Origin of the sequence: Pseudomonas sp. B20 (assembly GCF_020515755.1) — a bacterium.
Taxonomy (GTDB): Bacteria; Pseudomonadota; Gammaproteobacteria; order Pseudomonadales; family Pseudomonadaceae; genus Aquipseudomonas; species Aquipseudomonas syringae.
The window spans coordinates 47,912-71,912 of record NZ_JAHPJG010000019.1 but is presented as its reverse complement, the minus strand read 5'-3'; the positions used below and the strand labels follow the sequence as shown (position 1 = coordinate 71,912).

Genomic DNA, 24,001 nt, shown 5'->3' with positions numbered 1-24,001 from the left:
GAAATCGTTAATTTCTTATAAAACAAAGTGTTAACAGGTACAAAATCCCCTCTCATCGCTTGATCAGTGTTCTAACCTCAGGCCCCTCTAAACAGAGCAGAGTGCCCTTGGCCTTTTTTTTATTAAAAAACCGCACCCGGGAGATGGCAAAAAGTCACCATAGCTGACTAAAATAGCCTCTAGCTAAATTGGATTTTTTGGACATGACGGATTATGCGCAATGATTGATAAATCGATAACAAACCCTGGTATCCACAAACAATTTATAATGGCAAATTACTCAGAAGATGAAAGGAAGATTCTTCTGCATTTATCGAAGGATTGGTATCTAACCAACTCTGGACAAGAAGTTCGAGTCGCCCAATCGCGATATTCATATTTTTTAATGAAACCCAGTCAAAGAACATCGGAAATGTTCAATATTGAGCGCGAAATAATTTGCGTATTCAGCGACTATGAATATTTTGAACCGCGAAGCTTTGATATTTTTGACAAAGTCCTAAAATCTCTACCAAAAATGCGCACAGAGACAGTATGCGGGCTACTGATCAGCCGCGCGAGTGTAGTAGAGGAAAAAGTCGAACGTCTTCTCAAATCCGACCCCGAGCACTCTATTGTCATTCCAGCAACGTACCAAGAGTTACTACACAACGATTGCATAAAAATTTTAGAGAACAAATTTAGAAAACATTTTTACTCTCGCGACCTTTTCGGTTTTCTATCGCCACTCAAAAAGGACATTTACTTTTTTGGCCGCTCAAGCCTCATAACTGAGTTAATCAGTCGCTATCAGTCAGGCGAACACACCAGCTTATTCGGATTACGTAAAAGTGGTAAAACATCTATAGTCTATGCAATAGAACGCAAGCTTGAGTCACTCGGGGAGCATGCTCTACTTTTAGATTGTGAAAGTCCCTCCATCCATCTTTGTCGCTGGAACGAGCTACTAGAAAAGCTAGTCAATCTATACGCAAAAGTAAAACAGACCAGAATCAAAGTCGACACAAAAGATCGCTACGCAGAAAAGGATGCAGCTGATAGCTTTGAAACCGACATTATGAGGATTTTTGAATCTAAGAAGCCCTCTAGCATGTTGTTTATTTTCGACGAAATTGAACGCATATCTCCTGGGACAGGGTCTTCAGATCATTGGCGTAGTGGCACAGATTTTCTGTACTTTTGGCAGACGTTGCGTGGTTTCTATCAAAAAAACCCACAGGTTTTTTGCTACATGCTCGTCGGTACGAACCCCAGCTGTGTTGAATCCTCTTCGGTCGTAGGACATGACAACCCAATATATGCTTCGATACCAAGTCAATATGTTCCTTCTTTCTCAGTAGAACAAGTTAAGCAAATGGTCGTTAGGCTGGGCGATTATATGGGCTTAAAATTTGATGACCTCATAGCCGCAAAGCTTACCGATGACTTCGGAGGTCATCCTTTTTTAATTCGCCAAATGTGTAGCTGCATTCATAAAATGGCAGGAATAAACCGTCCCGTTACAATTGATAAAGTCATCTACAACAAGGCAAAAGAAGAGTTCAAGCTCCATTCAAAAGACTATCTAGATATGATGCTGCAGGTTTTGAGCGACTGGTATCCGGATGAATATGAAATGCTCCGCTTTCTTGCGCAAGGCGATCGAGAAAGCTTCGAAAGCTTTGCATTTGAGAATGCTAGCCTTACCCGCCACCTAATTGGATATGGTTTAATTCAGAAAGGGGCAAGTGGTTACGCATTCAATCTTGAAGCGATCGCAGACCTATTAAAAACAAAACATAGCAACGAAAAGATCAACCTCACAAATGAGGAAATGGTACAAGAAGTTTCGGCTCGTCGAAATTTGCTAGAAAAGAATCTAAGAACCCTTTCCCGTAACGTATTGAAAATCACCTACGGCCCAGCGAAAGCGGCTACTGCGGTATTAGCTGCAGTACCCGAAACACGCAGGCCTGCATTAACTGGATTAAACATAAACCTACTGCTCGATAGAGATAAGTCACCGCTTTTCCTTCTCGAATTAATAAATATTATTAAACGTGAGTGGGCGATTTTTGACAAGTCTCTAGAGGCGGACAAAACAAAACTGATGTATATGCTGGAAGAAATAAATCTGTTTGGGCGGCCTGAGGCTCACGCAAAAAATCTTACAAGAGACGAATTCACACAGCTTCGTCTTCATTTCAATAAGCTAGATGCATTATTAGCAGAGTAGTCTGAGCATTGGCTTATTGCGCCTAAAAACATGCTTTCATGTTGTAGCCTGATTTTCTCAGGCTACAACATGAAAACTCTTATCCCAATCGAGCTTGAATCGTCCCCAGTGTCGTAGCTACTCCTGAACGACTGCTTTTGGCCGAATGAGCTACGTCCCTCACCCTGTTGACCCACGTAATAACAGCTATAGACCTCACGTAGGCATTGGCTTTTAGGGCATCGGCACGTAACACGAAAATCTGTAACCCACTGATATACAAGTTAAAAGCATCTTCCTTGTAATCAGTAGGCCTCGCGTTCGACTCCTAGCTCCGCACCATACAAAAAAGTGCTTTCAACAATACAGGCTTTTTTTTACGTCAGATTTAGCAACGCACATGTAGATCTTCATTACGCACGAACCAAAACAGACCGCTCACCCCGCTATACCCCGCCACGCGTAAGACGTTTCCGATTTCCTCAGATATCTCCGCTCACGCCTCAAAATCCTATAGCTATTTCGCAGCCCATCGTAGTAGCGTTGCGCCTCTATCGATTATCGATAGGACTGAGGGCTCATGAGCCCGGCACGGAGCAATAAAAATGGATTTTCTTGAAGCACTCAATTCCCTTTCCGCAAAAGTCCGCCAGCAAGCTGCGTCCATCCGCACCGAAGAGGCTACCAAAACGGCTCTGGTCATGCCGTTTATCCATACCGTGCTGGGCTACGATGTATTCGATCCTTCTGAGGTTGTGCCGGAATACACCTGCGATGTAGGCACCAAGAAAGGCGAGAAGATTGACTATGCCATCGTTAAAGAGGGCAATATTCAGATCCTCATCGAGACCAAGAAAATCGGCGAGCCGCTGAACATCAATCATGCCAGCCAGCTTTTCCGCTACTTCCATGTGACCACTGCAAGGATTTCGATCCTCACCAATGGCCGGGTCTACAAGTTTTTTACAGACCTGGACGCGCCTAACAAGATGGATGAAAAACCATTTCTTGAACTGGACCTGCTGGCGATTGATGACCATGCCATTCCGGAATTGCAGAAGCTGACCAAGTCGTCCTTCGACGTTGAGTCAATTCTCAATGCCGCTGGCGAGTTGAAGTACGTAGGTCAGATCAAGCGTGTGATTGCGGCCCAGTTCAGTCAGCCGGACGACGATTTCGTCCGTTACTTCGCGTCACGCATTTATGAGGGCGCTATTACTCAGAAGGTACGTGAGCAGTTCACTATTCTGACCAAAAAGGCCACCTCGCAATTTCTGAACGATCAGGTCAACGACCGGTTGAAGCTGGCAATGAGCGGAGTTCAGGCGCCCACGGTGGCCGAAACCATCATCGAAAATAACACTCAGCCTGAAAAGGAAGAGCCGATAGACGACCGGATTGTGACGACTGTGGAGGAAATGGAAGGCTTCCATATCGTCAAGTCGATCATCCGCACTGTGGTTGAAGCGAAACGTATTGCTCATCGTGATACACAAAGCTATTTCGGCATTCTTCTGGATGACAACAACCGTAAACCCATCACCCGCCTGCATTTCAATCGCGCTCAGAAATACATCGGCATTTTTGAAAAGGACAAGGGCGAAACCCGCTATCCAATCGCTTCCCTGGATGATATTTACGGTTTTGCCGATGCCCTCAAGGACACCGTATTGAGCTACGCAGAGTCTTGAAAAAGCATCAATTCCGTTAACAAATATTTGCAGGGCGTGTGGCAATGCGCGCCCTGCAAGTACGTCGGGATATTTTCCGTCCCCCGACCTCCCCTCAAGCTCCCCCCTCCTTCGTCGATACCCTCCATACAACCCCGCAATCATGGATCGATGAAATGGTTATCTCACTAACCCCCGGTAACAACACGTCTCCCACCATCACCCTGCCCAATTCCGGCATCACGCTCAGCCCGCAGCCGCTCACCGATGCGCAGAAAGAAGCATTTAAGAACGCTGCCGCCAACACGCCTGCCGTTGTTTATCATCCGAGTACCGAAGTGCCTGCGACCACTGAGCCGATGGAAGCAGTGGATACCTGGATAGGTCGCTCGCAGTCGCCTGATTTCCCAAAGATGGCGGCGCAGCACAGTAACTCGACGGAGGCGCTGAAGACGTCGTATGAAGCGTTCACGTCGACGCTGGCGTCGGTGTATCCGGATCTGGCCAGCAAGAAGTTCGGCTTCACAATCGAGGCGGACGGTAATCTGAAGGCGATCAACAGTTCTGGTGAGTTGAGCGAGGCGGATACCAAGCAACTCAATACATTGTTGAATGCGTCCAGTGGGCTGAAAGCCGCAGCGGCTACCTATCGGGAGACGGCCATTGATCTGGTAGACGCCGATTCGCCCTGGAGCGGCAGTTATCTGGGTCGCTACAACCTGAACAAGGAGAACTTCGCCAATTCTCTGGACCTGGGCGCGCTGTTTATTCCCAAGACGTCGACGCCGTCCAAGGAGCAGTCGGACGGCATGTTCTTCAATCAACTGGCCTACAAAGGTGAGCTGCACACCCAGGAATCGGAGGCGGCGATGCTCGCTGCACGTGCGGCGGAGAAAGCTGCCTCTGCGGGTTGATCCCAACCCGTCAGCACATCGGCAGACGTTGCGGGCGGAGGTAATAGTTGTCGAACTCGCCGCTCTCAACGAGCTGAAACCCGTGGCGGACGTAGAGCGGTTGGAGTCGCTTTCTTTCAGGGGGCAGATGTATAACGTGGATGCGGTGGCATCTGCTGACGCACGGTATCTCCTTATTTGTGCCAAATCTTTAGAACTCGCGCATCGAATTCGAGGTTATAGGTCATCCAGTGAAACCTTGACCCGCTGCGGAGCTGCCAGGCGCTCGCGGACAGTTGCCAGTAGCGCTTCGTCTTCATCGGTCATCATGGAGGGTAGCTGGCCGTGCTCAGCTACGTATTGAAGGGTTTGGCGCAGTACTTCCGAGGGGGTGGCGCCAAGCCTTTCCAGCTCGAGGTAAGCACGCGTTTTGAGATCGTCGTCGATACGAACGTTGATAGACGCCATCGGGGCACCCTCAAAACGTGGCGGGCGGAGGTAGTAGTTGTCGAACTCGCCGCTCTCAACGAGCTGAAACTCGTGGCGGACGTAGAAACGGTTGGAGTCGCTTTCTTTCAGGGCGCCCACTGGTACTGTGGATGCGGTTGCGTCCGCGTGTGCGAGCACTTGCCGAAGCACGGCAGCACCAATGCCCTGCCCTTGAACAGCAGGCTTGATGTACAGGTGCTCCAGCAACAGGCCGTCGCTGCTCGGTTTGACGACCACGAAGCCGACCTTGCTGCCGGCAACTTGGATGTAGTGCGTGCATGATGCAGAAAACCCTTCACGAAAACGCTCTCGGGCGCGCACCGGATCGAACCGGCCAACGCGCTCGAGGCTTTCGCGCATGGCTTCGATACGTATGGCCACCAAGGTTTCGAAGTCTTCGGGCTGGACCGTTACCAGAGTGATGTCGGGCTCGGTGTTGCGGGTCAACTGCATTCGGGTCGCTCCCTGTTTGTCGAGCAATATCACTTGGGCTGGTGGTTTTTGGCAACGGGATAACGCCCGGTCGGCCTCTATGTCAGACGTTCGAAGTGCCTGCTTGCAGCGCTCGCGCCAACCACTCCTCCCGCGTCATCTCCCAGACTTCCACCTCGAACCGTCCACCAACAAACTCCCCTTCCTGCGTGCTCACCTTGCGCATGCCTTCGCTGATCGAGATGCGCCGCGAGGCTTCATTGGGGGCGGCTTTGGGTACTTGCATCAGGGGCTTGCCCATCACGTCGAACCACTGTCGATTGATCGCGCGGCAGGCCTCTTTCATGTAGCCGCGGCCTTGCCAGTCCGGGTGCAGCCAGAAGCCGCGGTTGTTGCCGGGATGGGTCATCAGGGTGATGCTGCCGATGATGTCGTGGGGCGAGCTCTGCAGGCGGATCATCCAGTGCCATTCGGTGCCGTTTGCTATAGCGGGCAGTGCGACGTCCTGAATGTAGCGCAGCGCACCGTCCTGTGGATAAGGCCACGGGACGCGGTTGTTCAGGTAGCGCACGATGTCCCAGAGCTGAAAGCGGTGCTGAACCGCAGGCGCATCCTCGAGCTGCAGTGGCGTCAGCAGCAGACGGTCGGTGTGCAGCGTGGGGATGATGGTCATGACGATTTCTCGGTTCGTCGAAACGTGCTCACTGGATGAACGGTCCCGTATGCCGGGGATTTAAGTCGAACTGCCGGCTGCAGGTGGGGGTCTATCCAGCACCTTTTATACATCGGTAACACCAGTGCCCAGAATCATAACGGATGAAACACCCGCGAAGGTCGTGGATGAGCAGCAGGTCAAATTGTTTGGCTCGCCCAAGGAACGGCTGGACTTTTATCGACGCGAAATTCACTACGAAACCACCAACCTCTCCAACCGCACCAACGCCTATTTGTCGGCACAGTCATTTCTGGTGATCGCTTACGCGTCGTCGATGGCCAATACGAATACGGCCTGGGGCGCGATGTTCACGCTGGTGGTGCCGCCGATGCTGGCACTGTTGGGGTTGCTCAGTACGCTGTTCGCCTGGCCGGGTATTCGGGCCGCGTGCGACATCATCCAGCACTGGCACCACAAACAGGCGCAACTGCTGCTCAGCGAGCCGGTCATCGGGCTGACCTATGACGATTCGCCGTTGTTCAGCGATTGGGAATCCAGCGAAACCGGGCCGAAAAAGTCCTTGCTGTTCTCCAAGCGCAGTCCTTGGCTGTTCAGCTTTTTCTGGATATTCCTCGGCAGTTTCGCAGTGTTTGTTCAGTTGGTCGCGGACTGAGTCAGGCGACGGCCTTTGCCTGGCCGTCGCCTTCAGATCAGAAAACGTTGATCGGGTAGTCCACGAAGATGCGTGTCTCATTGCCTTCGCTGTTGTAGGCCTGTGCATCGTCTGAGACCCGCAGGAACGAGTTGCGCAGGCGGATCGAGAGGTCTTTGGCCGGGCCGCTCTGGACCACGTAGGTCAGCTGGCTGAAGATTTCGCGTTCAGTGCCGTCGCCGCTGCCTGCGGTGCCATCGTCGATGTTGTCGCCGCGTACGTAGGCAGCCTTGTAGCTCAGGCCGGGCAGGACCAGCCCGGACAGGTCCACGCCATAAGCCGCCTGCCACGAGCGTTCGTCCTTGCCGTTGAAGTCGGACCAGTAGGAGTTGGCGAGGTAGATGGTGTTACCGCCATCACCAAAACCACCGTCGTTGCGATAGCCTCCGTAGGCGTAACCCATGTCACCGGTGCTGCGCTGATGCGCCAGGGTGAAGGAGTGGATACCCACGGCCCAGGTCGCGGCCAGGCTCCAGATCTTGTTGTCACGCGCGTCGCTGGCAGTGAAGTCTTTATCCAGTCGGGTCTTGTAGCCATTGAAATCGAAGGTCAGCGACTGATCTTGCGGCAAGGCGAAGACGTAGTTCAGGTTCAGGTACTGCTTCTTGAACACGTCTTCGTTGTCCGAAGCGTAGAAAGCGGCGCTGAACTCATCGGTGAATTTGTAGCTGGCGCCGTAGACGTTGATGCTTTTCAGGTCACCACTGTCGCGACCTTCGGCGCTCTTGCGCGCTTCCTGAGTGAAACGCCCGGCGACCACCTCCAGCCCATCGATCTCCTTGGAGGTGATCAGGGTGCCGGTGTAGCTTTCCGGCAGCAGGCGGGAATTGTCGTAGTTCAGCACCGGCAATTGCGGCATCTGATCGCCGTACTTGATGACGGTATTCGAGAAGCGCGCTTTGACCGCAGCGCCCGCACGGGACAGGTCATCGGCAGCCGCGCCGCTGTCGCCCTGCTTGAAGAAGTCGATGCCGCCATTGCCACTGCGGCCCTTTCCGCCATCGAGGCGAATGCCATACAGCGCAAAGGCGTCGACGCCCACGCCAACCGTGCCCTGAGTGAAACCGGACGCGAAGGTGCCCATGAAGGCCTGGCCCCATTCGGATTTGTCTTCACGATCGTTTTTGTAGTCGCGATTGATGTAGGCGTTACGCAGGTTGACGTTCAGGCTGCTGTCTTCAACGAAGCCCTTCGAATCGGCTTGGCCCTGAGCCACGGCCTGACCGGCGCTGATGATGCCCAAAGCGAGCATGCCCATACGTGTGTTAAGCATCTTGTCTTCCTTGTTCTGCAAATGACATGCGCTGTGGCGGCGGCCAATGGCCGTCTGGCTTCCCGCCTCTGATCAAGCGGTAGAGAGCCGCACGAGGTCATCGCAGTGGACTACGAAGCACGTACAGGGGGTGGAGCCACAGGCAGTGGGGCGCGAATCCTAGTTCGGGTGCCTGGGGGTGTCAAACGTGTGGATGGCCGGGGCCGGGTCTGGTGTATTGCTTAATCTGTCAGCACGCGCGCCAACGCTTCGAATTCGGCATCGTTGAACAGGCCTGCCGGATAGCGCTGCAGCAGCATGGCACGTACGTCCGGTCTGGCTTTCACGGGCCTGGTCGTCCTTAACCAATCCGCCACTCGCTGGCGTGCCTCGTTACTGAGCGAAGCAGAAAAACCACGGACTCGCTGTTGGCTCATACCTGCATTCATAACGAAAACCTCTTGATTCATGAGGGGCTAAATCTACTGATGCCATGTGACAGTCAAGCTAAGAAAACGGGTTTTCGCCAGTCTGATTTAGGGTCATTCGGATAAACGAGCCCAATTTAGTTATAAGGTAACGCATAAAAAAGCCCGTCAGATGACGGGCTTAATACCAGCAAAAACGGGACCAACTAGTTGCTGTTAGTTACAACTAGTTACTAAGCACTAGTTCTTGTGAGGGGCTGGCTGTTGCTGTGTCAGGCAGTGGATATTGCCCCCACCCAGCAGCAATTCACGGCCCGGTGCCATCACCACCTCGTGCTCTGGAAACAGCTTTTGCAGGATCTCGCGGGCCTTTTCGTCCATCGGATCGTCGAAGCTGGGCGCAATGATGCCGCCGTTGACGATCAGAAAATTCACATACGACCCGGCCAGACGCACCGAAGGGTTGCGCTCCTGGCTGCCATGCACCTGATCGACGCCTGCGCATTCTTCTTCTGTGGCGAACAATGGGCCCGGAATCGGCATTTTATGCACGATAAACGCACGACCCTTGGCATCCAGGGTGTTTTCCAAAATACCCAATGCCGCATGGCAGCGTGAGTAGTTGGGGTCTTCGGGATCATCGGTCCAGGCCAGTAACACCTCGCCCGGGCGGATGTAGCAGCAGAAGTTATCCACATGCCCATCGGTTTCATCGTTGAACAGGCCGTCCGGCAACCAGATGACTTTATCCACAGCCAGGTAATCGCCGAGGATCGTTTCGATCTGTTCGCGGGTCAGGTGCGGATTGCGGTTGCGATTGAGCAGGCACTCTTCGGTGGTGATCAGCGTGCCTTCGCCATCCACATGGATCGAGCCGCCTTCGAGCACGAAGCCTTCGGTGACGTAACGCGGGCAGCGCTCGATTTCGAGCACCTTGCTGCCCAGCTGAGAATCGAGGTTCCACGGCGCATACAGGCCGCCATCGAAGCCGCCCCAGGCATTGAATTCCCAGTTCACGCCACGCACTTCGCCACGGTCGTTGATGACGAAGGTAGGGCCGCTGTCGCGCACCCAGGCGTCGTTGCTGCTCATTTCCACAACGCGGATGTTCGGCATGTCCAGCCGCGCACGGGCGTTGTCGTATTGTGCAGCGGACACAGCCACCGTGACCGGCTCAAAGCGGGCGATGGCCTTGGCGATGGCGACGTGAGCAGCCTGGGCAGGCTTGCCACCCAGGCGCCAGTTGTCCGGGCGCTCGGGCCAGACCATCCAGACCTGGGTTTGCGGTGCCCATTCGGCCGGCATGTGGAAGCCGTCGGCGCGTGGCGTGCTATTGAGCGTGGTCATGGCGATCAGGACTCCAGCGAACCGTCGAGGGTCTTCACCGCGCCGTACAGGTTAGGGCGGCGATCACGGAACGTGCCCCAGGCACTGCGGATGTGCTCCAGCTCGTCCAGGTCGAAGCTGTGGACCAGCACGCCTTCTTCGGTTTCGTTGAGCTCAGCGACTTTTTCACCGAACTGGTTGGCGATGAACGACGAGCCGTAGAAGGTGATGTCGTAGCCGTCCTGCTCTTCGTTGCCGATGCGGTTGCTGGCGATCAGCGGCATCAGGTTTGCGCCGGCGTGACCTTGCTGCACGCGCTGCCAGTGGTCGCGCGAGCTGATGGTCTTGTCGTGCGGCTCGCTGCCGATGGCAGTCGGGTAGAACAGAATTTCCGCGCCCTGCAACGCCATGCTGCGCGCGCACTCCGGGAACCACTGATCCCAGCAGATACCGACGCCGATTTTCGCGTAACGGGTCTGCCAGACCTTGAAGCCGGTGTCGCCCGGATTGAAGTAGTACTTTTCGTGGTAGCCAGGGCCGTCCGGGATGTGGCTCTTGCGGTAGATGCCGAGGTTGCTGCCGTCTGCGTCGATGATCGCGATGCTGTTGAAACGCGCACGCCCTGCCAGCTCGAAGAAGCTGATCGGCAGTACGACCTGCAGTTCTTTGGCGATTTTCTGGAAGTGCTTGATCGCGACGTTGGCTTCGAGGGTAGTCGCCAACTGCAGGTAGTCCGGGTTCGGCTTCTGGCAGAAGTACGGGGTTTCGAACAGTTCCTGAATCAGGATGATCTGGGCGCCCTTGGCGGCAGCTTCACGTACCAGCTTTTCAGCGGTCTCGATGTTGGCTTCCAGATCCCAGGAGCAGGCCATCTGGGTAGCAGCGACAGAAACGATACGGCTCATGAAAATATCTCCAGGGGCGGTTGCAAAGGACTTATCACCATAGCAGACGAGCGATGACGATTATGAACACCCTTATAGCGGATATAAATCGGTATTAAAAGCTAAAAAAATGTTTAGAACGCATTAGTTTTTGAATTTTACCGATATTAATCTGCTTAAGGCTCATGACGGCACTCGTTGCTACGAGCTGGGTGTGACGCGGAGGCCCCTTTCGCGAACAAGCGAAGCGTCGCCCGGTTCGCTCCTACGGCCTTCGGCCAGAATCAAAAACAGATACGGGTATGACGATAATGTCCGGCCAACCCCTATCGTACCCATGCTCCGCGTGGGTATGCCGTTCTGGACGCTCTGCGTCCTCTATTCCAGTTCGTGCAAAACCTTCGATACGTTGTCGACGAAAAAGTCCACGCTTCGCCGGGTAGTGCACATCGGGGGTTTGATTTTCAGGATGTTCAGGTAGTCGCCGGTCGGCTGCATGAAGATGCCCAGTTCACGCAGGCGCTCGCACAGGCGGGCGGTTTCTTCTGTAGCGGGTTCCAGGGTGTGGCGGTCGCGGACCAGTTCCATGCCCAGATAAAAGCCCATGCCGTGCACCGCGCCCACCAGCGGATGTTTGTCGGCCAGGGCCTGCAGCCGCGCCTTGAAGTGGTCACCCACGATTCGGGCGTTGTCCCAGAGCTTTTCTTCCTCCATGACATCCAGCACCGCCATGCCGATTCGGCAACTGACCGGGCTGCCACCGGATGACGAGAAGAAATAGCCCTCGGCCTCCAGCGCCTCGGCGATCTCACTGCGGGTGATCACCGCGCCCAGCGGATGGCCGTTGCCCATGCCTTTAGCCATGCTGATGATGTCCGGCACCACGCCCTGCTCTTCGAAGCCCCAGAAGTGATGACCCAGCCGGCCATAACCCACCTGCACCTCATCGGCAATGCATACGCCACCCACAGCGCGGACCTTCTGATACACCTGTTGCAAATAGCCCGGCGGCAGGGAGATCCCGCCGGCATTGCCATACACCGGCTCGCAGATAAAGCCCGCCACCTGCCGTTGCTGCTCCGCCAGCGTGGCAAGGGCCTGATCGACACTGCGCACGTACTCCGGCGCGCTGTCCACGCCCCTGAACGACCCGCGATAGGTGTTGGGCGCGGTGACCGGATGCACCCAGTCCGGGCGCGTGCTGAGCGCCTGCGGGTTGTCGGCGATCGAGGTTGAAATGGCATCGGTCGCCACCGACCAGCCGTGATACGCCTCCAGCACACTGAGCATGTCGCGGCCACCGCTGTAAGCCCACGCCAGCCTGATCGCGAGGTCGTTGGCCTCGGTGCCGCTGTTGACCAGAAACACGCGGTCCATGCCCTCGGGCGCCAGCTTGAGCAAGCGCTCGGAAAACTCGGCGATCGCTGCATAGTGAAAACGCGAGTTGGTGTTGAGCAGCGACCACTGCCGCGCCGCCTCGTGAGCCATGCGCGGGTGGCCATGACCGAGAACCGCGACGTTATTGAGCATGTCCAGATAGGAGCGGCCCTGCATGTCGATCAGGTGATTGCGCCAGCCGCGCTCGATCTGCGGCGGGGCCTGGTAGTAATGCTTTTGCGAGCGGGCAAAGCTGGCATCGCGGCGCGCCAGCAATTGCGCGGCGTCTTGCAAGGCTGGCGCGTCACAATCAAAACCCAGCAGCGCCGACGGCGACGGGCAGATTGCGCGCCAGACATCTGCCCAGGCCGGTGTAGTGAACAGCGGCGGGCTGAGGTCCGGCGCCGTACACAATTGCAGCAACAGCGAGCCACCGCCCTGCCCGATCAACGAGCCCGCCGCCACCTGACCCTGCAGCGAAGCCTCCGGCAATACACCCCACAGCTTCAAACTGATGCGCTCGCCGACCAACAGCACCGCAGCATCGGCCGTCAGCCGCAAGGTGCCATCGAACGGCGCATGCAGCGGCGTTGCTGCGGGCACGTGTAATTCGACGTGCAGCGCAAAGGTCTCCGGCTCGCTGGCGCAATCAGGCAAGGTGCGTGACAGACGGTATTCACCGAACCTGCTGGCCGCCAGACCATTGTCCCCGGCCGCTTGCGACAGCAGGTATTCATCGATGCCGCTCTGTTCCCAGTTGCCTGCCACGAAGTGTTCGCTGAGCACACCCAGATCCACCAGCACCGGCTGAAGCCCCGCCAGGCTGGGCAACAACGGCGAATAGGCAGGTTGCTCGACGGGCGGCAGGTCCAGACCCACCGCGCGCAGAATGACGGCTTCCATCAGCGCCATCGGCACCGACGTGGCGACATCGAAGATGTTCCATTCGCCGGCAAGGTTGGCCTGGATATACGCATTGCCGGGCTCGACGCTGGCCTGCTGTTCGCTGCTGAGCACAAGCACTGCGGATCGAGCGACGATCAGCGGCCAGAGCGCCTGCAACTCCTCGATCTTCAGCGGATTGAGAGCGTGATAGGCGGCAATGGCCGGGAGGATGTACAACGGATCGCCCTCGGCATGGTGCAGCAGCGCCGCGCAGGTCACCGACAGGTCAGCCACTCGCCAGGTACTGAGCAGATCGCCGAAATCAATCAGCCCCTGCAAGTGCCACGGATGCCCCGCCTCGCGCCGCCAGACTGCGTTGTGCTCGGAGATGTCCAGATGCACCGCCTGGATCGGCAGTGCCGCAATCAATGGCAACAGACGGCGATGAGCCTGCTCGCCCGCTTCGATCAGACAGGCGCGGGCGTCGGCATCCTTGATCACCGGCAGCAGGTGCTTGATCAATGCGTGGGCGTGGCGCGGGTCCCACTGCAGGATGCGCTGCAGACCGGGGTGGTCGAAATCGGCCAGCGCGATATCCACGTGGGCACACAGCTCGCCCAGCTCGACCACGATGTCACGCCCCAGATGCTCGACATGCCCCAGCGATTGACCGTCGATGAACTCCAGCAGGCGCACATGCACCGCCTGCCCGTCGATGTCGGCCGACAGTAACTGCTCGGTGTCGTTGGCGCGGATCACGCCCGGCACCTTGAATGCACTGTGGCCGGCCAGATGCTGCAGCGCCGCGTGCTGGGCGTTCAGCTCGGTGGTCGAATACGCGCCGTGGCAGATTTTCAGCACATAACGCCGCGTGCCGGTATCCAGCAGAAAGTTGCGATCCTGCTGGCTGCCCAACGCTTTCAGCGTGCCGCTCAGCCCGTAGTGCTCAGAAAGCAATTGCAGCGCCTGGTCCACGCTGACCTCGGGGCAAGGCAGACTGGATCGGCGGATAAGCGTGGCAAGCGGCATGGAGAACCTCGTTGTTGTTGTCAGGCCCAGGCTCGTCGAGCAAGGCGTGATGGGCAGTCGCGCAACTACAGGGGCATTGACTATAGGGGGATTGTGCTGCGCGACCAATCCGCACCTGCACCCCGGCGCGTAAACTACCCGGAGTTTTATTCGACCTGCCGCTCGGGTTTAATGGTCCGATCATGCCATACGCCCTCAAGCGCTATGCTGCATTACTCCAGAACACACAAGAAGGTCAGTTCATGCGAATACTCGTTACCGGAGGCGCAGGTTTCATTGGCTCTGCACTGATCCGCCACCTGATAAACAACACCGAACACGAAGTGCTGAACTTCGACAAATTGACCTACGCGGGCAACCTTGAATCGCTGCAGTCGATTGCGACCGACACGCGCTATGAGTTCGTGCAGGCGGATATCTGCGATCAGGCCCGCGTCAGTGCGGTGCTTGAGCGCTTTGCGCCGCAGGCGATCATGCACCTGGCGGCTGAATCTCACGTCGACCGCTCCATTGATGGCCCGGCCGAGTTCATCCAGACCAACATCGTCGGCACGTACAACCTGCTGGAAGCCACACGCGCCTGGTGGCTGAAACTGCCGGAAGCGCAGCGCCAGGCGTTCCGTTTTCACCATATTTCCACTGATGAAGTGTATGGCGATTTGCACGGTGTCGATGATCTGTTCACCGAAACCACGCCGTATGCGCCCAGCTCACCCTACTCGGCGAGCAAGGCTGCGTCCGACCATCTGGTGCGCGCCTGGCACCGCACCTATGGCCTGCCGGTGGTAGTGACCAACTGCTCCAACAACTACGGGCCGTTTCACTTCCCGGAAAAGCTCATCCCGCTGGTGATTCTCAACGCCCTGGCGGGCAAGCCTCTGCCGGTGTATGGCAATGGCCTGCAAGTGCGCGACTGGCTGTACGTCGAGGACCACGCGCGGGCCCTGCTCAAGGTGGTGACCGAAGGTGAGGTCGGCGAGACCTACAACATCGGTGGCCACAACGAGCAGAAAAACATCGACGTTGTGCGCGGTATCTGCGCGCTGCTCGATGAGCTCGCCCCGCAGCACCCGGCAGGCGTCGCACAGTACAGCGACCTGATCACCTACGTGGTCGACCGTCCGGGCCACGATCAGCGTTACGCCATCGACGCCAGCAAGATCGACAAGGAGCTCGACTGGACGCCCGAAGAAACCTTCGAGTCCGGGCTGCGCAAGACTGTGCAGTGGTACCTGGATAACCTGGACTGGTGCCGCAGGGTTCAGGACGGCAGTTATCAGGGCGAGCGATTGGGCTTTAGCGAGCCTAAAGACCTGATTGCCTGATCAGCACCCTTCTCGGCAGGCGCACCTCAGGGCAGACTGTCGAGTCGCCACGACTTATTCAACATTGCAGGGGAAGCCACGTGAACGTAGTCGCAACAAAATTGCCGGAAGTCCTGATTCTCGAACCCAAGGTATTCGGTGATGAACGAGGCTTTTTCTATGAAAGTTTCAACGCCAAGGCTTTTCAGGCTGCCACTGGCCTGACTCGCGAGTTCGTGCAGGACAACCAATCCCGCTCGCAGCGCGGCGTCCTGCGCGGGCTGCACTATCAGATCGAAAATGCCCAGGGCAAACTGGTGCGCGTCACGGTCGGCAAGGTGCTGGATGTGGCCGTGGACATTCGCCGCAGCTCGCCGAACTTCGGCCAGTGGGTCGGCGTCGAGCTGTCCGCTGAAAACGCCCGTCAGCTGTGGGTTCCGGAAGGCTTTGCCCATGGCTTCGTGGTACTCAGCGAACACGCCGAGTTCCTGTACAAGACCACCGACTACTACACACCGTCTGCCGAGCGCTGCATCGCCTGGGACGATGCGGATCTGGCCATCGACTGGCAGTTCGACGGCCAGCCCAACCTGTCGGCCAAGGATCAGCAAGGCAAGCGCCTGAAAGAAGCCGATCTGTTTCCCTGAGCCCGCGACCCAAGGCCGCCCGGCGTAATGTCCGGGTGCCTGACAAGCCGGCGGCGGGCATAATACGCGCCTGATGCCCACGTCAGGATCGACCGGGTGTTTCTGTTGCCTGCCACGGCGTGATCGCCAGCAGGCATCGTCAACCCTTCGGCGACGGCCAATCGATGACCATGACTCCCGCACTGCCGCGCCGCCCTCGCTGGCGCAGCCTCGCCCTTCTGGCACTCTGCCTGGCGCCGTTGCTGTGGCCGCTGGAGCATCTGGCCGAACGTTATTACCGCAACGTGCTGGCCAACCAGAACCGCCAGACCCTGGACCTGTACGTCGCCAACCTGCTTGGCACCCTGCACCGTTACGAAACCCTGCCGCAGATCCTCGGCGACCTGCCGGCCTTGCGCGCCGCACTGGCGGCGCCGGGCGACACACCCACCCTGGCAAACGCCAACCGTCTGCTCAGCGAAATCACGCGCCAGACCGGTGCCGATGTGATGTACCTGATGGACGCAAATGGCCTGACCCTGGCGGCCTCGAACTCGGAGCAGAAGGACAGCTTCATTGGCCGCAACTTCTCGTTCAGGCCCTACTTCATTGATGCACGGGCGGGCAGAACCGGGCGGTTCTTCGGCCTCGGCACGACCTCTGCCAAACGTGGCTACTTTTTCGCCGGCCCGGTGCGTGACGGTGAGCGGATCATCGGCGTGCTGGTGGTCAAGGTCGATCTGGACCACACCGAAACCCTGTGGGGCAAGACGCCCGAACAACTGCTGCTGACCGACCAGAACGGCGTGGTGATCCTGACTTCCAACCCCGAATGGCGCTTTCGGGCGACCCGCGACCTGACCGATGACGAGAAAAAAGCCATCGTCGCGATCCAGTCCTACCCGACCCGCGATCCGCGCCCGTTGAGGATCGATGAACACGCCTGGCTGACTCAGACCCAGGCCATCGAAGAAACCGGCTGGAACGTCAACATCCTCGCGCCTCGCGCCCTTGTCGACCGTCAGGTGCGCACAGTGGTGGCGATTGGCGGCGCAGCGCTGCTGGTGCTGATGTTGTTGCTGGGCCTGATGATGCAGCGTCGTCGTCATTATCTGGATCGCATCGCGTTCGAGGCCAAGGCGCGCCGCGAGCTGGAGATGCGGGTTATCGAGCGGACCAGCGATCTGGAGGGGCTCAACAGCCGTCTGCGTCAGGAAGTGCTGGAGCGCGAACAGGCGCAACAGGAGCTGGTGCAGGCTCAGGATGAACTGGTGCAGACCAGCAAACTGACGGCGCTGGGCACCATGTCGGCGAGTATCAGCCATGAGCTGAATCAGCCGTTGGCCGCCATCCGCAGTTACGCCGAAAACGCTGAAGTGCTGCTCGATCATCAACGCACCGAGGACGCACGCGGCAACCTCAAGCTGATCAGCGAACTGACCGGGCGCATGGCCTCGATCATCGCGCACTTGCGCGCCTTCGCCCGTCGCGACCGCCACGCCCCTGAAAGCGTGGCACTGCAACCGGCGCTGGAAGATGCGCTGGCGCTGCTGGCCAAGCGGCGGCGCGCCATGGAAGTCGAACTGATCCGTGACCTGCCGGACGCCACGATCTGGGTGCAGGCCGGTGAAACCCGTCTGCGTCAGGTGCTCGGCAATCTGCTCGCCAACGCGCTGGACGCCCTCACCGAGAAAGGCCCGCCGCGCCGGCTGTGGATAAGTGTCGAGCAGACCGCCGAGGGCGTTAACCTGTACATTCGTGACAACGGCCCCGGCTTTTCTCAGGAAGCACTGGCGCGGGCCCGCGAGCCCTTCTTTACGACTAAGACCCGCACCCAGGGCCTTGGCCTCGGTCTGGCCATCTGCGATACGCTGATGCGCGCGCTGGGCGGCGAGTTGCTGTTCGCCAACCATCCCAGCGGCGGTGCGCTGCTGACCCTGCGCCTGCGGGCCGGTGCTTCCGGAGCCAATCTTCAACCGCCAGAGGACCTTTCTGCATGAGTTCGGACACAGCCATCGACAGCCAGATTCAGGTGGTGCTGATCGACGACGATTCGCACCTGCGTCAGGCACTGCGCCAGACGCTGGACCTGGCTGGCCTGAACGTTCTGTCGCTGCCCGAAGCGACCGGGCTGGCCGAGCGCATCGGCCGCGACTGGCCGGGCGTGGTGGTCAGCGATATTCGCATGCAGGGCATGGATGGCCTGGAACTGCTCGACCAGCTTCACGCGCAAGACCCCGACCTGCCGGTTCTGCTGATCACCGGGCATGGCGATGTACCGCTGGCGGTAAAGGCCATGCGCGCCGGGGCCTACGACTTTCTGGAAAAGCCCTTCGCCAGCGACGCCATGCTCGACAGCGTGCGCCGTGCCCTGGCGTTGCGCCGTCTGGTGCTGGATAACCGCAGCCTGCGCCTGGCCCTGAGTGATCGCCAACAACTGAGCACACGCCTGATCGGGCAGTCGCCGCCGATCCTGCGTCTGCGCGAACAGATCGGCGCATTGGCCGGGACGCGAGCCGACGTGCTGATCCTCGGCGAAACCGGCGCAGGCAAAGAAGTGGTCGCCCGCGCGCTGCACGATCTGTCCAACCGCCGCAGCGGCCCGTTCGTGGCGATCAACGCCGGCGCGCTGGCTGAATCGGTGGTGGAAAGCGAGCTGTTCGGTCACGAGCCAGGGGCCTTTACCGGCGCGCAGAAGCGGCGTATCGGCAAGTTCGAATTTGCCAACGGCGGTACGCTGTTCCTCGATGAAATCGAAAGCATGAGCCTGGACGTGCAGGTCAAACTGCTGCGCCTGCTGCAGGAACGCGTGGTCGAGCGAATGGGCAGCAACCAGCAGATCCCGCTGGACATCCGCATCATCGCCGCGACCAAGGAAGACCTGCGGCACGCGGCCGATCAGGGTCGCTTCCGGGCAGACTTGTATTACCGACTGAACGTGGCCTCGCTGCGCATCCCGCCGTTGCGCGAACGGGGTGAAGATGCGCTGATGCTGTTCGAACATTACGCCGATGCCGCGAGCATGCGCCACGGCATCCCCAAGCACGAACTCAAGCCGGGCCAGCGCGCGCTGCTGTTGCGGCATAACTGGCCGGGCAATGTCCGGGAACTGCAAAACGCCGCCGAGCGCTTTGCATTGGGTCTGGAACTGGAGCTGGAAGGCGCTGATGCAGAGCAGGCGCCACCGCCGGGCGGCGGGCTGAGCGATCAGGTGGAAAGCTTCGAGCGCGCGTTGATCGCCGCCGAACTGGCGCGCCCGCACAGCTCGGTGCGCAGTCTGGCGGAAGCGCTGGGTGTGCCGCGCAAGACCCTGCACGACAAACTGCGCAAGCACGGCCTGACGTTTGGCGACAGCAGCGGAGCTTCCGATGACAACGATTGAGCCTGAACATGACGCCGCCCACGCACTGGAGCAGGTGCTGCACCACGACATCCCGCTGACCCGCGAGATGGGCATGCGCGTGATTGACTGGCACAACCAGACCCTGCGCCTGCACCTGCCGCTGGCACCCAACGTCAACCACAAGAGCACGCTGTTCGGCGGCAGCCTGTATTGCGGCGCAGTACTGGCGGGCTGGGGCTGGCTGCACCTGCGACTGCGCGAGGCCGGGATCACCGATGGGCATATCGTGATTCAGGACGGACAGATCAGTTATCCACTGCCAGTACGCAGCGACGCCATCGCCCGCTGCGACGCGCCCGATCTGGCGCAGTGGGAAAAATTCATCGCCACCTACCAACGCCGAGGCCGCGCCCGCCTGACCCTGCACACCTGCATCAGCGAGCAGGACAGCGAAGAACACGCCGTGCGCTTTGTCGGGCAGTTCGTGTTGCGCCAGTGAGGCTGCGTGCAGTTGATGCACTGGTGAAACTGTCTCAGCGCCATATGCAGACCTGTGGGAGCGAGCTTGCTCGCGAAGAGGCCGGCGCAATCGGCAAAAATTCATCGCCTGATCAATCGTATTCGCGAGCAAGCTCGCTCCCACAAGAACGCGCCTGACCCTGCATACCTGTATCAAGCGAAGAACACGCCGTGCGCTTTGTCGGGCAGTTCGTGTTGCGCCAGTGAGGCTGCGCGTAGTGGATGAACTGGACGCAGACCTGTGGGAGCGAGCCGGGCAGAGGCCTTGAAGCCGGCCTCAGGACTGCGCCAGCACCAGCAGTTTGTCGCGCCATTCGGCGTTGGCTGGCAGGGCCAGGAAGAACGGGTTGAGCAGCGATTCGCGGGCCGGGTAGCTGAACGGCTGGCCGTCCAGTTGCAACACTTCGCCTCCTGCACCTTCAAGCACGCCCTGCGCCGCAGCGGTGTCCCATTGCGAGGTCGGGGCCAGGCGTGGGTAGCAGTCGGCGGCGCCCTCGGCCAGCAGGCAGAATTTCAGTGAGCTGCCGATGTTGGTCAGTTGCAAATGACCCAGCCCGCTCGACAGGCCAGCGAGCAAATGCTCCTGCTCCGGGCTGGAGTGGCGGCGGCTGGCGACCACGGTAAAGGTCTGCCCTTCGCCAAGCTGGTTGCGCACTGCGATCGGCTGGATGTGGTCGACGCTATCACTGCGCCAGGCACCCAGCCCGGCGCCGCCGAAGTAGCAGCGGTTATTGGTGGGCATCGAGACCACGCCGAATACCACGCGGCCACGTTCGATCAGCGCGACATTGACGGTGAACTCTTCACTGCCGGAGATGAACTCCTTGGTGCCGTCCAGCGGATCGACCAGCCACCAGCGCTCCCAGCTTGCCCGCTCGCTGAAGGGGATGTCCGCGTCCTCTTCGGAGAGCACATGAATGTCCGGATCAAGCGCCTGCAAACCCTCGACCAACACCTGATGGGCGGCCAGATCAGCGGCGGTCACCGGCGAGTCGTCAGTCTTGGTGGTCACGGTGACGTTGGCGCGCCAGAACGGCAGGATCACTTCGCCCGCCAGTCGCGTCAGTTCAATCACCGGGGCGAGCAGCGGATGTGGCAGGTTGTGCAACGAGTCGGTCATGGCTGAAACAATCCACGCTGGGTCAGCAGGTCACGTGTGAGGTACAGCGCGGCCAGCGCCCGGCCTTCGCTGAACTGGGCATTCTGGGCAAGGCTCGACAGCTCGCGCAGGTTGATCCGGTCGACCCGGATCGGCTCGGGCTCGTCGCCTTCCAACCGCTCTTCGTACAGGTCGGTGGCCAGCACCACCTGAATTTTCTGGCTCATGTAGCCGGGGGACAGCGACAGCTCGGTCAACAATTCCAGCTCCCGCGCACCGAAGCCAGCCTCTTCCTTGAGTTCACGGTTGGCGGCCGCCAGCACGTCTTCGCCCGGCTCGATCAGGCCCTTGGGCAGGGACAGCTCGTAGGCATCGGTGCCGCCGCAATATTCTTCGATCAGCACAGCGTGATCGGCATCGAGCATGGCCACGATCATCACCGCCCCAGGGCCCGTGCCTTTGCTGGCCAGACGCTCATAGGTCCGCTCGACGCCATTGGCAAAGCGCAATTGCAGCTCTTCAACGCGGAACAGACGACTACTGGCGACGATTGCGCGGGCAAGTACGGTAGGTTTCTGACGCATGACAGGCTCCTTTACATGAACGAGGTACTATACCGAGCTTTTCCCGATGTCTGTGTCGGATATGCTTACCCGCTATCAACCCCTTGACGAGGCCAGAATGCTTTCCATGCCCTGGAGCGAAATCGATACCGTCCTGCTGGATATGGACGGCACGTTGCTCGACCTGCATTACGACGAACACTTCTGGATGCAGCACCTGCCGCAGCGCTACGCCGAACTGCACGGCGTCAGTTTCGCCATGGCCTGGCTGGAATTGAAACCGCTGTTCGAAAACAACGCGGGCACGCTCAACTGGTACTGCCTGGATTTCTGGAGCGCCGAGCTTAACCTGTCGGTCCGCGACCTGAAACGCGAAATCGCTCACATGATTGCGCTGCGCCCGGACGCCGAGACGTTTCTGGCGGCCCTGCAAAAGGCCGGCAAGCGGGTGATCATGATCACCAATGCGCACCGTGATTCGTTGTCGCTGAAGATGGAGCGAATCGAGCTGGCGCCTTATTTCGAACGCCTGATCAGCTCTCACGATTACGGCTTTCCCAAGGAAAGCCAGCATTTCTGGGACGCCTTGAAGGCCGAAACAACGTTCGACCCGGCACGCAGTCTGTTTATCGACGACACCCTGCCGATCCTGCGCAGCGCTCGACACTTCGGTGTAGCTCATTTGCTGGCAGTCAGCCAGCCCAACAGCCAGAAAGGCCCGAAAGACACCGAAGAGTTCGCCGCAGTGGACGATTATCGGGAGCTGAGCAAGGGATTGTAAGCAACGCCGTGTGCCCGCCTGAAAAGGCGGGCAGCGTCCTCAGATCACTTCGGAATGCGCAGCTTCTGACCTGGATAGATCTTGTCCGCGCTCTTGAGCATCGGCTTGTTGGCTTCAAAGATTTTCTGGTACTGGTTGGCATCGTGATACACGCGCTTGGAAATAGCGCTGAGGGTGTCGCCCGGCATCACTTCGACGTATTCGGATTCAGAAGTCTCGCCGCCCGCAACAGTCATCTGGTCGTCGACTTTATCCACGCCATGAATATTACCCAGCGTCACGACAATCTTTTCCCTCTCCTCCTGATTGGCGACCTGGCCTTTCACGGTGACAGTGCTGCCGTTGACTTCGGTCTGCACATTGGGGTTGCCCAGACCGACTTCGGAGATATGCTTTCTCAGCAACTCATCGGCGTTGGCTTTACCTGGCAGAAGTGCATCCAGAATTTTCTCGCCTGCTTCCTTGATGAAACTGATCAGACTCATTTTTCTGGTTCTCCGTAAGTAGGTTTGAGGAATAGCGTGATGAGTGTAGCCCTTGTAAATCAAGGGCTACAGGCTTCCGACCAACGTAGCTCGACCATCGTTCAGCCTGAGCGCGTAGAATCGGCTGTCTGGACGGCTCATCGGAGTGAACATGGACATCAAGCAACTTAAATTTCTGATCGCACTCGACGAGACGAGGCACTTCGGCCAGGCGGCTGCGCGCTGCAACATCACCCAGCCGACGCTGTCGATGCGCCTGCGCAATCTGGAAGAAGAGCTTGGCTTGCCACTGGTCAATCGCGGCCAGCGCTTCGAAGGTTTTACCGCGCCAGGCGAACGCGTATTGGCCTGGGCACGCACGGTACTGGCTGCCTACGACGGCCTGCAGGCTGAAGCGGCCGCCTGCCGCGGTCATCTGGTCGGGACGCTGCGCCTGGGCGTGGTGCCGCTGTCGAGCTTCGATCCGCTGCCATTGCTGCACCGACTGCACCAGTTGCACCCCAATCTGCGCTTCGAGTTGTCGTCACTCAGCTCCGAGCAAGTGCTGGAACAACTGGCGAGCAATCGTATCGACCTGGGCGTCTCGTACCTGGAGCGGCTGGACAACGAGCGTTTCGATTCGCTGCCCCTGGACGACACGCGCATGGGCCTGCTGTACGACCGTCGGCACTTTTCGTTTGGCGACGATCCCTTGAGCTGGGCCGATCTGGTCGAGCTTCCATTGGGCATGCTGACCAGCGGCATGCACTTTCGCCAGTCGATCGATCACAACTTCCATAGCCGCGGCCTGCAACCCAACCCGCTGATACAAACCGATGCCGTTCATCAGTTGCTGCAAGCCGTACATGGCGGTTTTTGCTGCGCGATCATGCCGCTGGATGGCGGACTGGAAACGCTCACCGAACATTTGCGCCTGCATCCGATTGCCGATTCCCGGACTTTGGCCCGGCTGGGGTTGATCATGCGCCGCAGTGCGCCGCGCTCGGCACTGGCTGAAGCCTGCTTTGCACTGGTAGCAGAAATACCGCGCTAGAGCGTTGATCGACGTCATCTAT

At 58.3% G+C, this 24,001-nt stretch carries 20 protein-coding genes and 2 pseudogenes; 11 read left to right on the top strand and 11 right to left on the bottom strand.

Translation table 11 applies throughout. The features are described 5' to 3' along the window. Nucleotides 1–220 precede the first annotated feature (220 nt). The 3 genes from LIX91_RS18535 (at nt 221) to LIX91_RS18525 (ending at nt 4,778) form a co-directional block, all read left to right on the top strand. On the top strand, nt 221–2,215 hold the full coding sequence (locus LIX91_RS18535) for an adenylyl-sulfate kinase (RefSeq protein ID WP_226488927.1): 1,995 nt from the start codon (nt 221–223) through the stop codon (nt 2,213–2,215). A 584-nt stretch (nt 2,216–2,799) separates the two neighbouring features. Further along, the gene (locus tag LIX91_RS18530; protein WP_226488926.1) at nt 2,800–3,885 is read left to right on the top strand and encodes a type I restriction endonuclease; all 1,086 of its coding nucleotides are present in this window, start codon (nt 2,800–2,802) and stop codon (nt 3,883–3,885) included. Between the two features lie 155 nt (nt 3,886–4,040). Next, the gene (locus LIX91_RS18525) at nt 4,041–4,778 is read left to right on the top strand and encodes a hypothetical protein (RefSeq protein WP_226488964.1); all 738 of its coding nucleotides are present in this window, start codon (nt 4,041–4,043) and stop codon (nt 4,776–4,778) included. Between the two features lie 10 nt (nt 4,779–4,788). Here LIX91_RS18525 and LIX91_RS18520 read toward each other — a convergent pair. From LIX91_RS18520 to LIX91_RS18505, 4 genes and pseudogenes are all read right to left on the bottom strand, one after another. Next, a pseudogene (locus LIX91_RS18520) lies at nt 4,789–4,943 on the bottom strand (GNAT family N-acetyltransferase); the annotation flags it as partial. Between the two features lie 51 nt (nt 4,944–4,994). Next, on the bottom strand, nt 4,995–5,225 hold the full coding sequence (locus tag LIX91_RS18515) for a type II toxin-antitoxin system RelB/DinJ family antitoxin (RefSeq protein WP_226488963.1): 231 nt from the start codon (nt 5,223–5,225) through the stop codon (nt 4,995–4,997). Nucleotides 5,226–5,246: 21 nt separating this feature from the next. Further along, nucleotides 5,247–5,699, bottom strand: a pseudogene (locus LIX91_RS18510) (GNAT family N-acetyltransferase); the annotation flags it as partial. 82 nt (nt 5,700–5,781) lie between these two features. Continuing rightward, entirely contained in the window at nt 5,782–6,351 is a 570-nt protein-coding gene (locus LIX91_RS18505) for a GNAT family N-acetyltransferase (RefSeq protein ID WP_226488925.1), read from the bottom strand. 124 nt (nt 6,352–6,475) lie between these two features. Here LIX91_RS18505 and LIX91_RS18500 point away from each other — a divergent pair, with 124 nt between their 5' ends. Next, a complete protein-coding gene (locus tag LIX91_RS18500; RefSeq protein WP_226488924.1) occupies nt 6,476–7,006 on the top strand; it encodes a hypothetical protein in 531 nt (176 codons plus the stop codon). 37 nt (nt 7,007–7,043) lie between these two features. Here LIX91_RS18500 and LIX91_RS18495 read toward each other — a convergent pair whose 3' ends face one another. The 4 genes from LIX91_RS18495 to LIX91_RS18480 form a co-directional block, all read right to left on the bottom strand. After that, nucleotides 7,044–8,318 carry an OprD family porin gene (locus LIX91_RS18495; RefSeq protein WP_003420302.1) on the bottom strand — a complete coding sequence of 425 codons (1,275 nt, stop codon included), beginning with the start codon at nt 8,316–8,318 and terminating at the stop codon, nt 7,044–7,046. Between the two features lie 647 nt (nt 8,319–8,965). Further along, a complete protein-coding gene (aguA, locus tag LIX91_RS18490) occupies nt 8,966–10,072 on the bottom strand; it encodes an agmatine deiminase (protein WP_226488923.1) in 1,107 nt (368 codons plus the stop codon). Nucleotides 10,073–10,077: 5 nt separating this feature from the next. After that, the gene (gene aguB, locus LIX91_RS18485; RefSeq protein ID WP_054091725.1) at nt 10,078–10,956 is read right to left on the bottom strand and encodes an N-carbamoylputrescine amidase; all 879 of its coding nucleotides are present in this window, start codon (nt 10,954–10,956) and stop codon (nt 10,078–10,080) included. 357 nt (nt 10,957–11,313) lie between these two features. Beyond that, complete coding sequence (locus LIX91_RS18480) at nt 11,314–14,226, bottom strand: aminotransferase (protein WP_226488922.1); 2,913 nt, start codon at nt 14,224–14,226, stop codon at nt 11,314–11,316. Nucleotides 14,227–14,468: 242 nt separating this feature from the next. Between LIX91_RS18480 and rfbB the strand changes: the two genes are divergently transcribed. From rfbB to LIX91_RS18455, 5 genes are all read left to right on the top strand, one after another. Beyond that, complete coding sequence (gene rfbB, locus LIX91_RS18475; RefSeq protein ID WP_226488921.1) at nt 14,469–15,551, top strand: dTDP-glucose 4,6-dehydratase; 1,083 nt, start codon at nt 14,469–14,471, stop codon at nt 15,549–15,551. An 80-nt stretch (nt 15,552–15,631) separates the two neighbouring features. Beyond that, complete coding sequence (gene rfbC / locus LIX91_RS18470; RefSeq protein ID WP_226488920.1) at nt 15,632–16,177, top strand: dTDP-4-dehydrorhamnose 3,5-epimerase; 546 nt, start codon at nt 15,632–15,634, stop codon at nt 16,175–16,177. 170 nt (nt 16,178–16,347) lie between these two features. Continuing rightward, a complete protein-coding gene (locus LIX91_RS18465; RefSeq protein ID WP_032609702.1) occupies nt 16,348–18,156 on the top strand; it encodes an ATP-binding protein in 1,809 nt (602 codons plus the stop codon). Continuing rightward, nucleotides 18,153–19,538, top strand: a complete 1,386-nt coding sequence (locus LIX91_RS18460; protein ID WP_003394281.1) for a sigma-54-dependent transcriptional regulator — start codon at nt 18,153–18,155, stop codon at nt 19,536–19,538. The genes LIX91_RS18465 and LIX91_RS18460 overlap by 4 nt, the downstream gene beginning before the upstream one ends. After that, nucleotides 19,525–19,998: a YiiD C-terminal domain-containing protein gene (locus LIX91_RS18455; protein WP_226488919.1), complete on the top strand. Its 474-nt coding sequence runs from the start codon at nt 19,525–19,527 to the stop codon at nt 19,996–19,998. The genes LIX91_RS18460 and LIX91_RS18455 overlap by 14 nt, the downstream gene beginning before the upstream one ends. A gap of 297 nt (nt 19,999–20,295) precedes the next feature. Here the strand turns inward: LIX91_RS18455 and cysQ are convergent, their stop codons facing one another. Together cysQ and nudE are read right to left on the bottom strand one after the other, a co-directional pair. Then, nucleotides 20,296–21,138, bottom strand: coding sequence for a 3'(2'),5'-bisphosphate nucleotidase CysQ (gene cysQ / locus LIX91_RS18450; RefSeq protein WP_103751315.1), 843 nt, complete (start codon nt 21,136–21,138; stop codon nt 20,296–20,298). Then, nucleotides 21,135–21,701: an ADP compounds hydrolase NudE gene (nudE, locus tag LIX91_RS18445; RefSeq protein WP_003372295.1), complete on the bottom strand. Its 567-nt coding sequence runs from the start codon at nt 21,699–21,701 to the stop codon at nt 21,135–21,137. The genes cysQ and nudE overlap by 4 nt, the downstream gene beginning before the upstream one ends. Nucleotides 21,702–21,798: 97 nt before the next feature. On the opposite strand from nudE, the gene yrfG reads away from it, so the two are divergent. Then, nucleotides 21,799–22,461 carry a GMP/IMP nucleotidase gene (gene yrfG / locus LIX91_RS18440; protein WP_003420314.1) on the top strand — a complete coding sequence of 221 codons (663 nt, stop codon included), beginning with the start codon at nt 21,799–21,801 and terminating at the stop codon, nt 22,459–22,461. 44 nt (nt 22,462–22,505) lie between these two features. Here yrfG and lysM read toward each other — a convergent pair whose 3' ends face one another. Beyond that, nucleotides 22,506–22,946 carry a peptidoglycan-binding protein LysM gene (gene lysM / locus LIX91_RS18435; protein ID WP_100073478.1) on the bottom strand — a complete coding sequence of 147 codons (441 nt, stop codon included), beginning with the start codon at nt 22,944–22,946 and terminating at the stop codon, nt 22,506–22,508. 151 nt (nt 22,947–23,097) lie between these two features. Here lysM and LIX91_RS18430 point away from each other — a divergent pair, with 151 nt between their 5' ends. Next, the gene (locus tag LIX91_RS18430) at nt 23,098–23,979 is read left to right on the top strand and encodes a LysR family transcriptional regulator (protein ID WP_003394270.1); all 882 of its coding nucleotides are present in this window, start codon (nt 23,098–23,100) and stop codon (nt 23,977–23,979) included. Nucleotides 23,980–24,001: the final 22 nt, after the last annotated feature.

Coding starts and splice junctions, on each gene's coding strand:
- LIX91_RS18535 (WP_226488927.1), top strand. CDS start 221: ATGATTGATAAATCGATAACAAACCCTGGTATCCACAAACAATTTATA.
- LIX91_RS18530 (WP_226488926.1), top strand. CDS start 2,800: ATGGATTTTCTTGAAGCACTCAATTCCCTTTCCGCAAAAGTCCGCCAG.
- LIX91_RS18525 (WP_226488964.1), top strand. CDS start 4,041: ATGGTTATCTCACTAACCCCCGGTAACAACACGTCTCCCACCATCACC.
- LIX91_RS18515 (WP_226488963.1), bottom strand. CDS start 5,225: ATGGCGTCTATCAACGTTCGTATCGACGACGATCTCAAAACGCGTGCT.
- LIX91_RS18505 (WP_226488925.1), bottom strand. CDS start 6,351: ATGACCATCATCCCCACGCTGCACACCGACCGTCTGCTGCTGACGCCA.
- LIX91_RS18495 (WP_003420302.1), bottom strand. CDS start 8,318: ATGCTTAACACACGTATGGGCATGCTCGCTTTGGGCATCATCAGCGCC.
- aguA (WP_226488923.1), bottom strand. CDS start 10,072: ATGACCACGCTCAATAGCACGCCACGCGCCGACGGCTTCCACATGCCG.
- aguB (WP_054091725.1), bottom strand. CDS start 10,956: ATGAGCCGTATCGTTTCTGTCGCTGCTACCCAGATGGCCTGCTCCTGG.
- LIX91_RS18480 (WP_226488922.1), bottom strand. CDS start 14,226: ATGCCGCTTGCCACGCTTATCCGCCGATCCAGTCTGCCTTGCCCCGAG.
- rfbB (WP_226488921.1), top strand. CDS start 14,469: ATGCGAATACTCGTTACCGGAGGCGCAGGTTTCATTGGCTCTGCACTG.
- LIX91_RS18465 (WP_032609702.1), top strand. CDS start 16,348: ATGACTCCCGCACTGCCGCGCCGCCCTCGCTGGCGCAGCCTCGCCCTT.
- LIX91_RS18460 (WP_003394281.1), top strand. CDS start 18,153: ATGAGTTCGGACACAGCCATCGACAGCCAGATTCAGGTGGTGCTGATC.
- LIX91_RS18455 (WP_226488919.1), top strand. CDS start 19,525: ATGACAACGATTGAGCCTGAACATGACGCCGCCCACGCACTGGAGCAG.
- cysQ (WP_103751315.1), bottom strand. CDS start 21,138: ATGACCGACTCGTTGCACAACCTGCCACATCCGCTGCTCGCCCCGGTG.
- nudE (WP_003372295.1), bottom strand. CDS start 21,701: ATGCGTCAGAAACCTACCGTACTTGCCCGCGCAATCGTCGCCAGTAGT.
- yrfG (WP_003420314.1), top strand. CDS start 21,799: ATGCTTTCCATGCCCTGGAGCGAAATCGATACCGTCCTGCTGGATATG.
- lysM (WP_100073478.1), bottom strand. CDS start 22,946: ATGAGTCTGATCAGTTTCATCAAGGAAGCAGGCGAGAAAATTCTGGAT.
- LIX91_RS18430 (WP_003394270.1), top strand. CDS start 23,098: ATGGACATCAAGCAACTTAAATTTCTGATCGCACTCGACGAGACGAGG.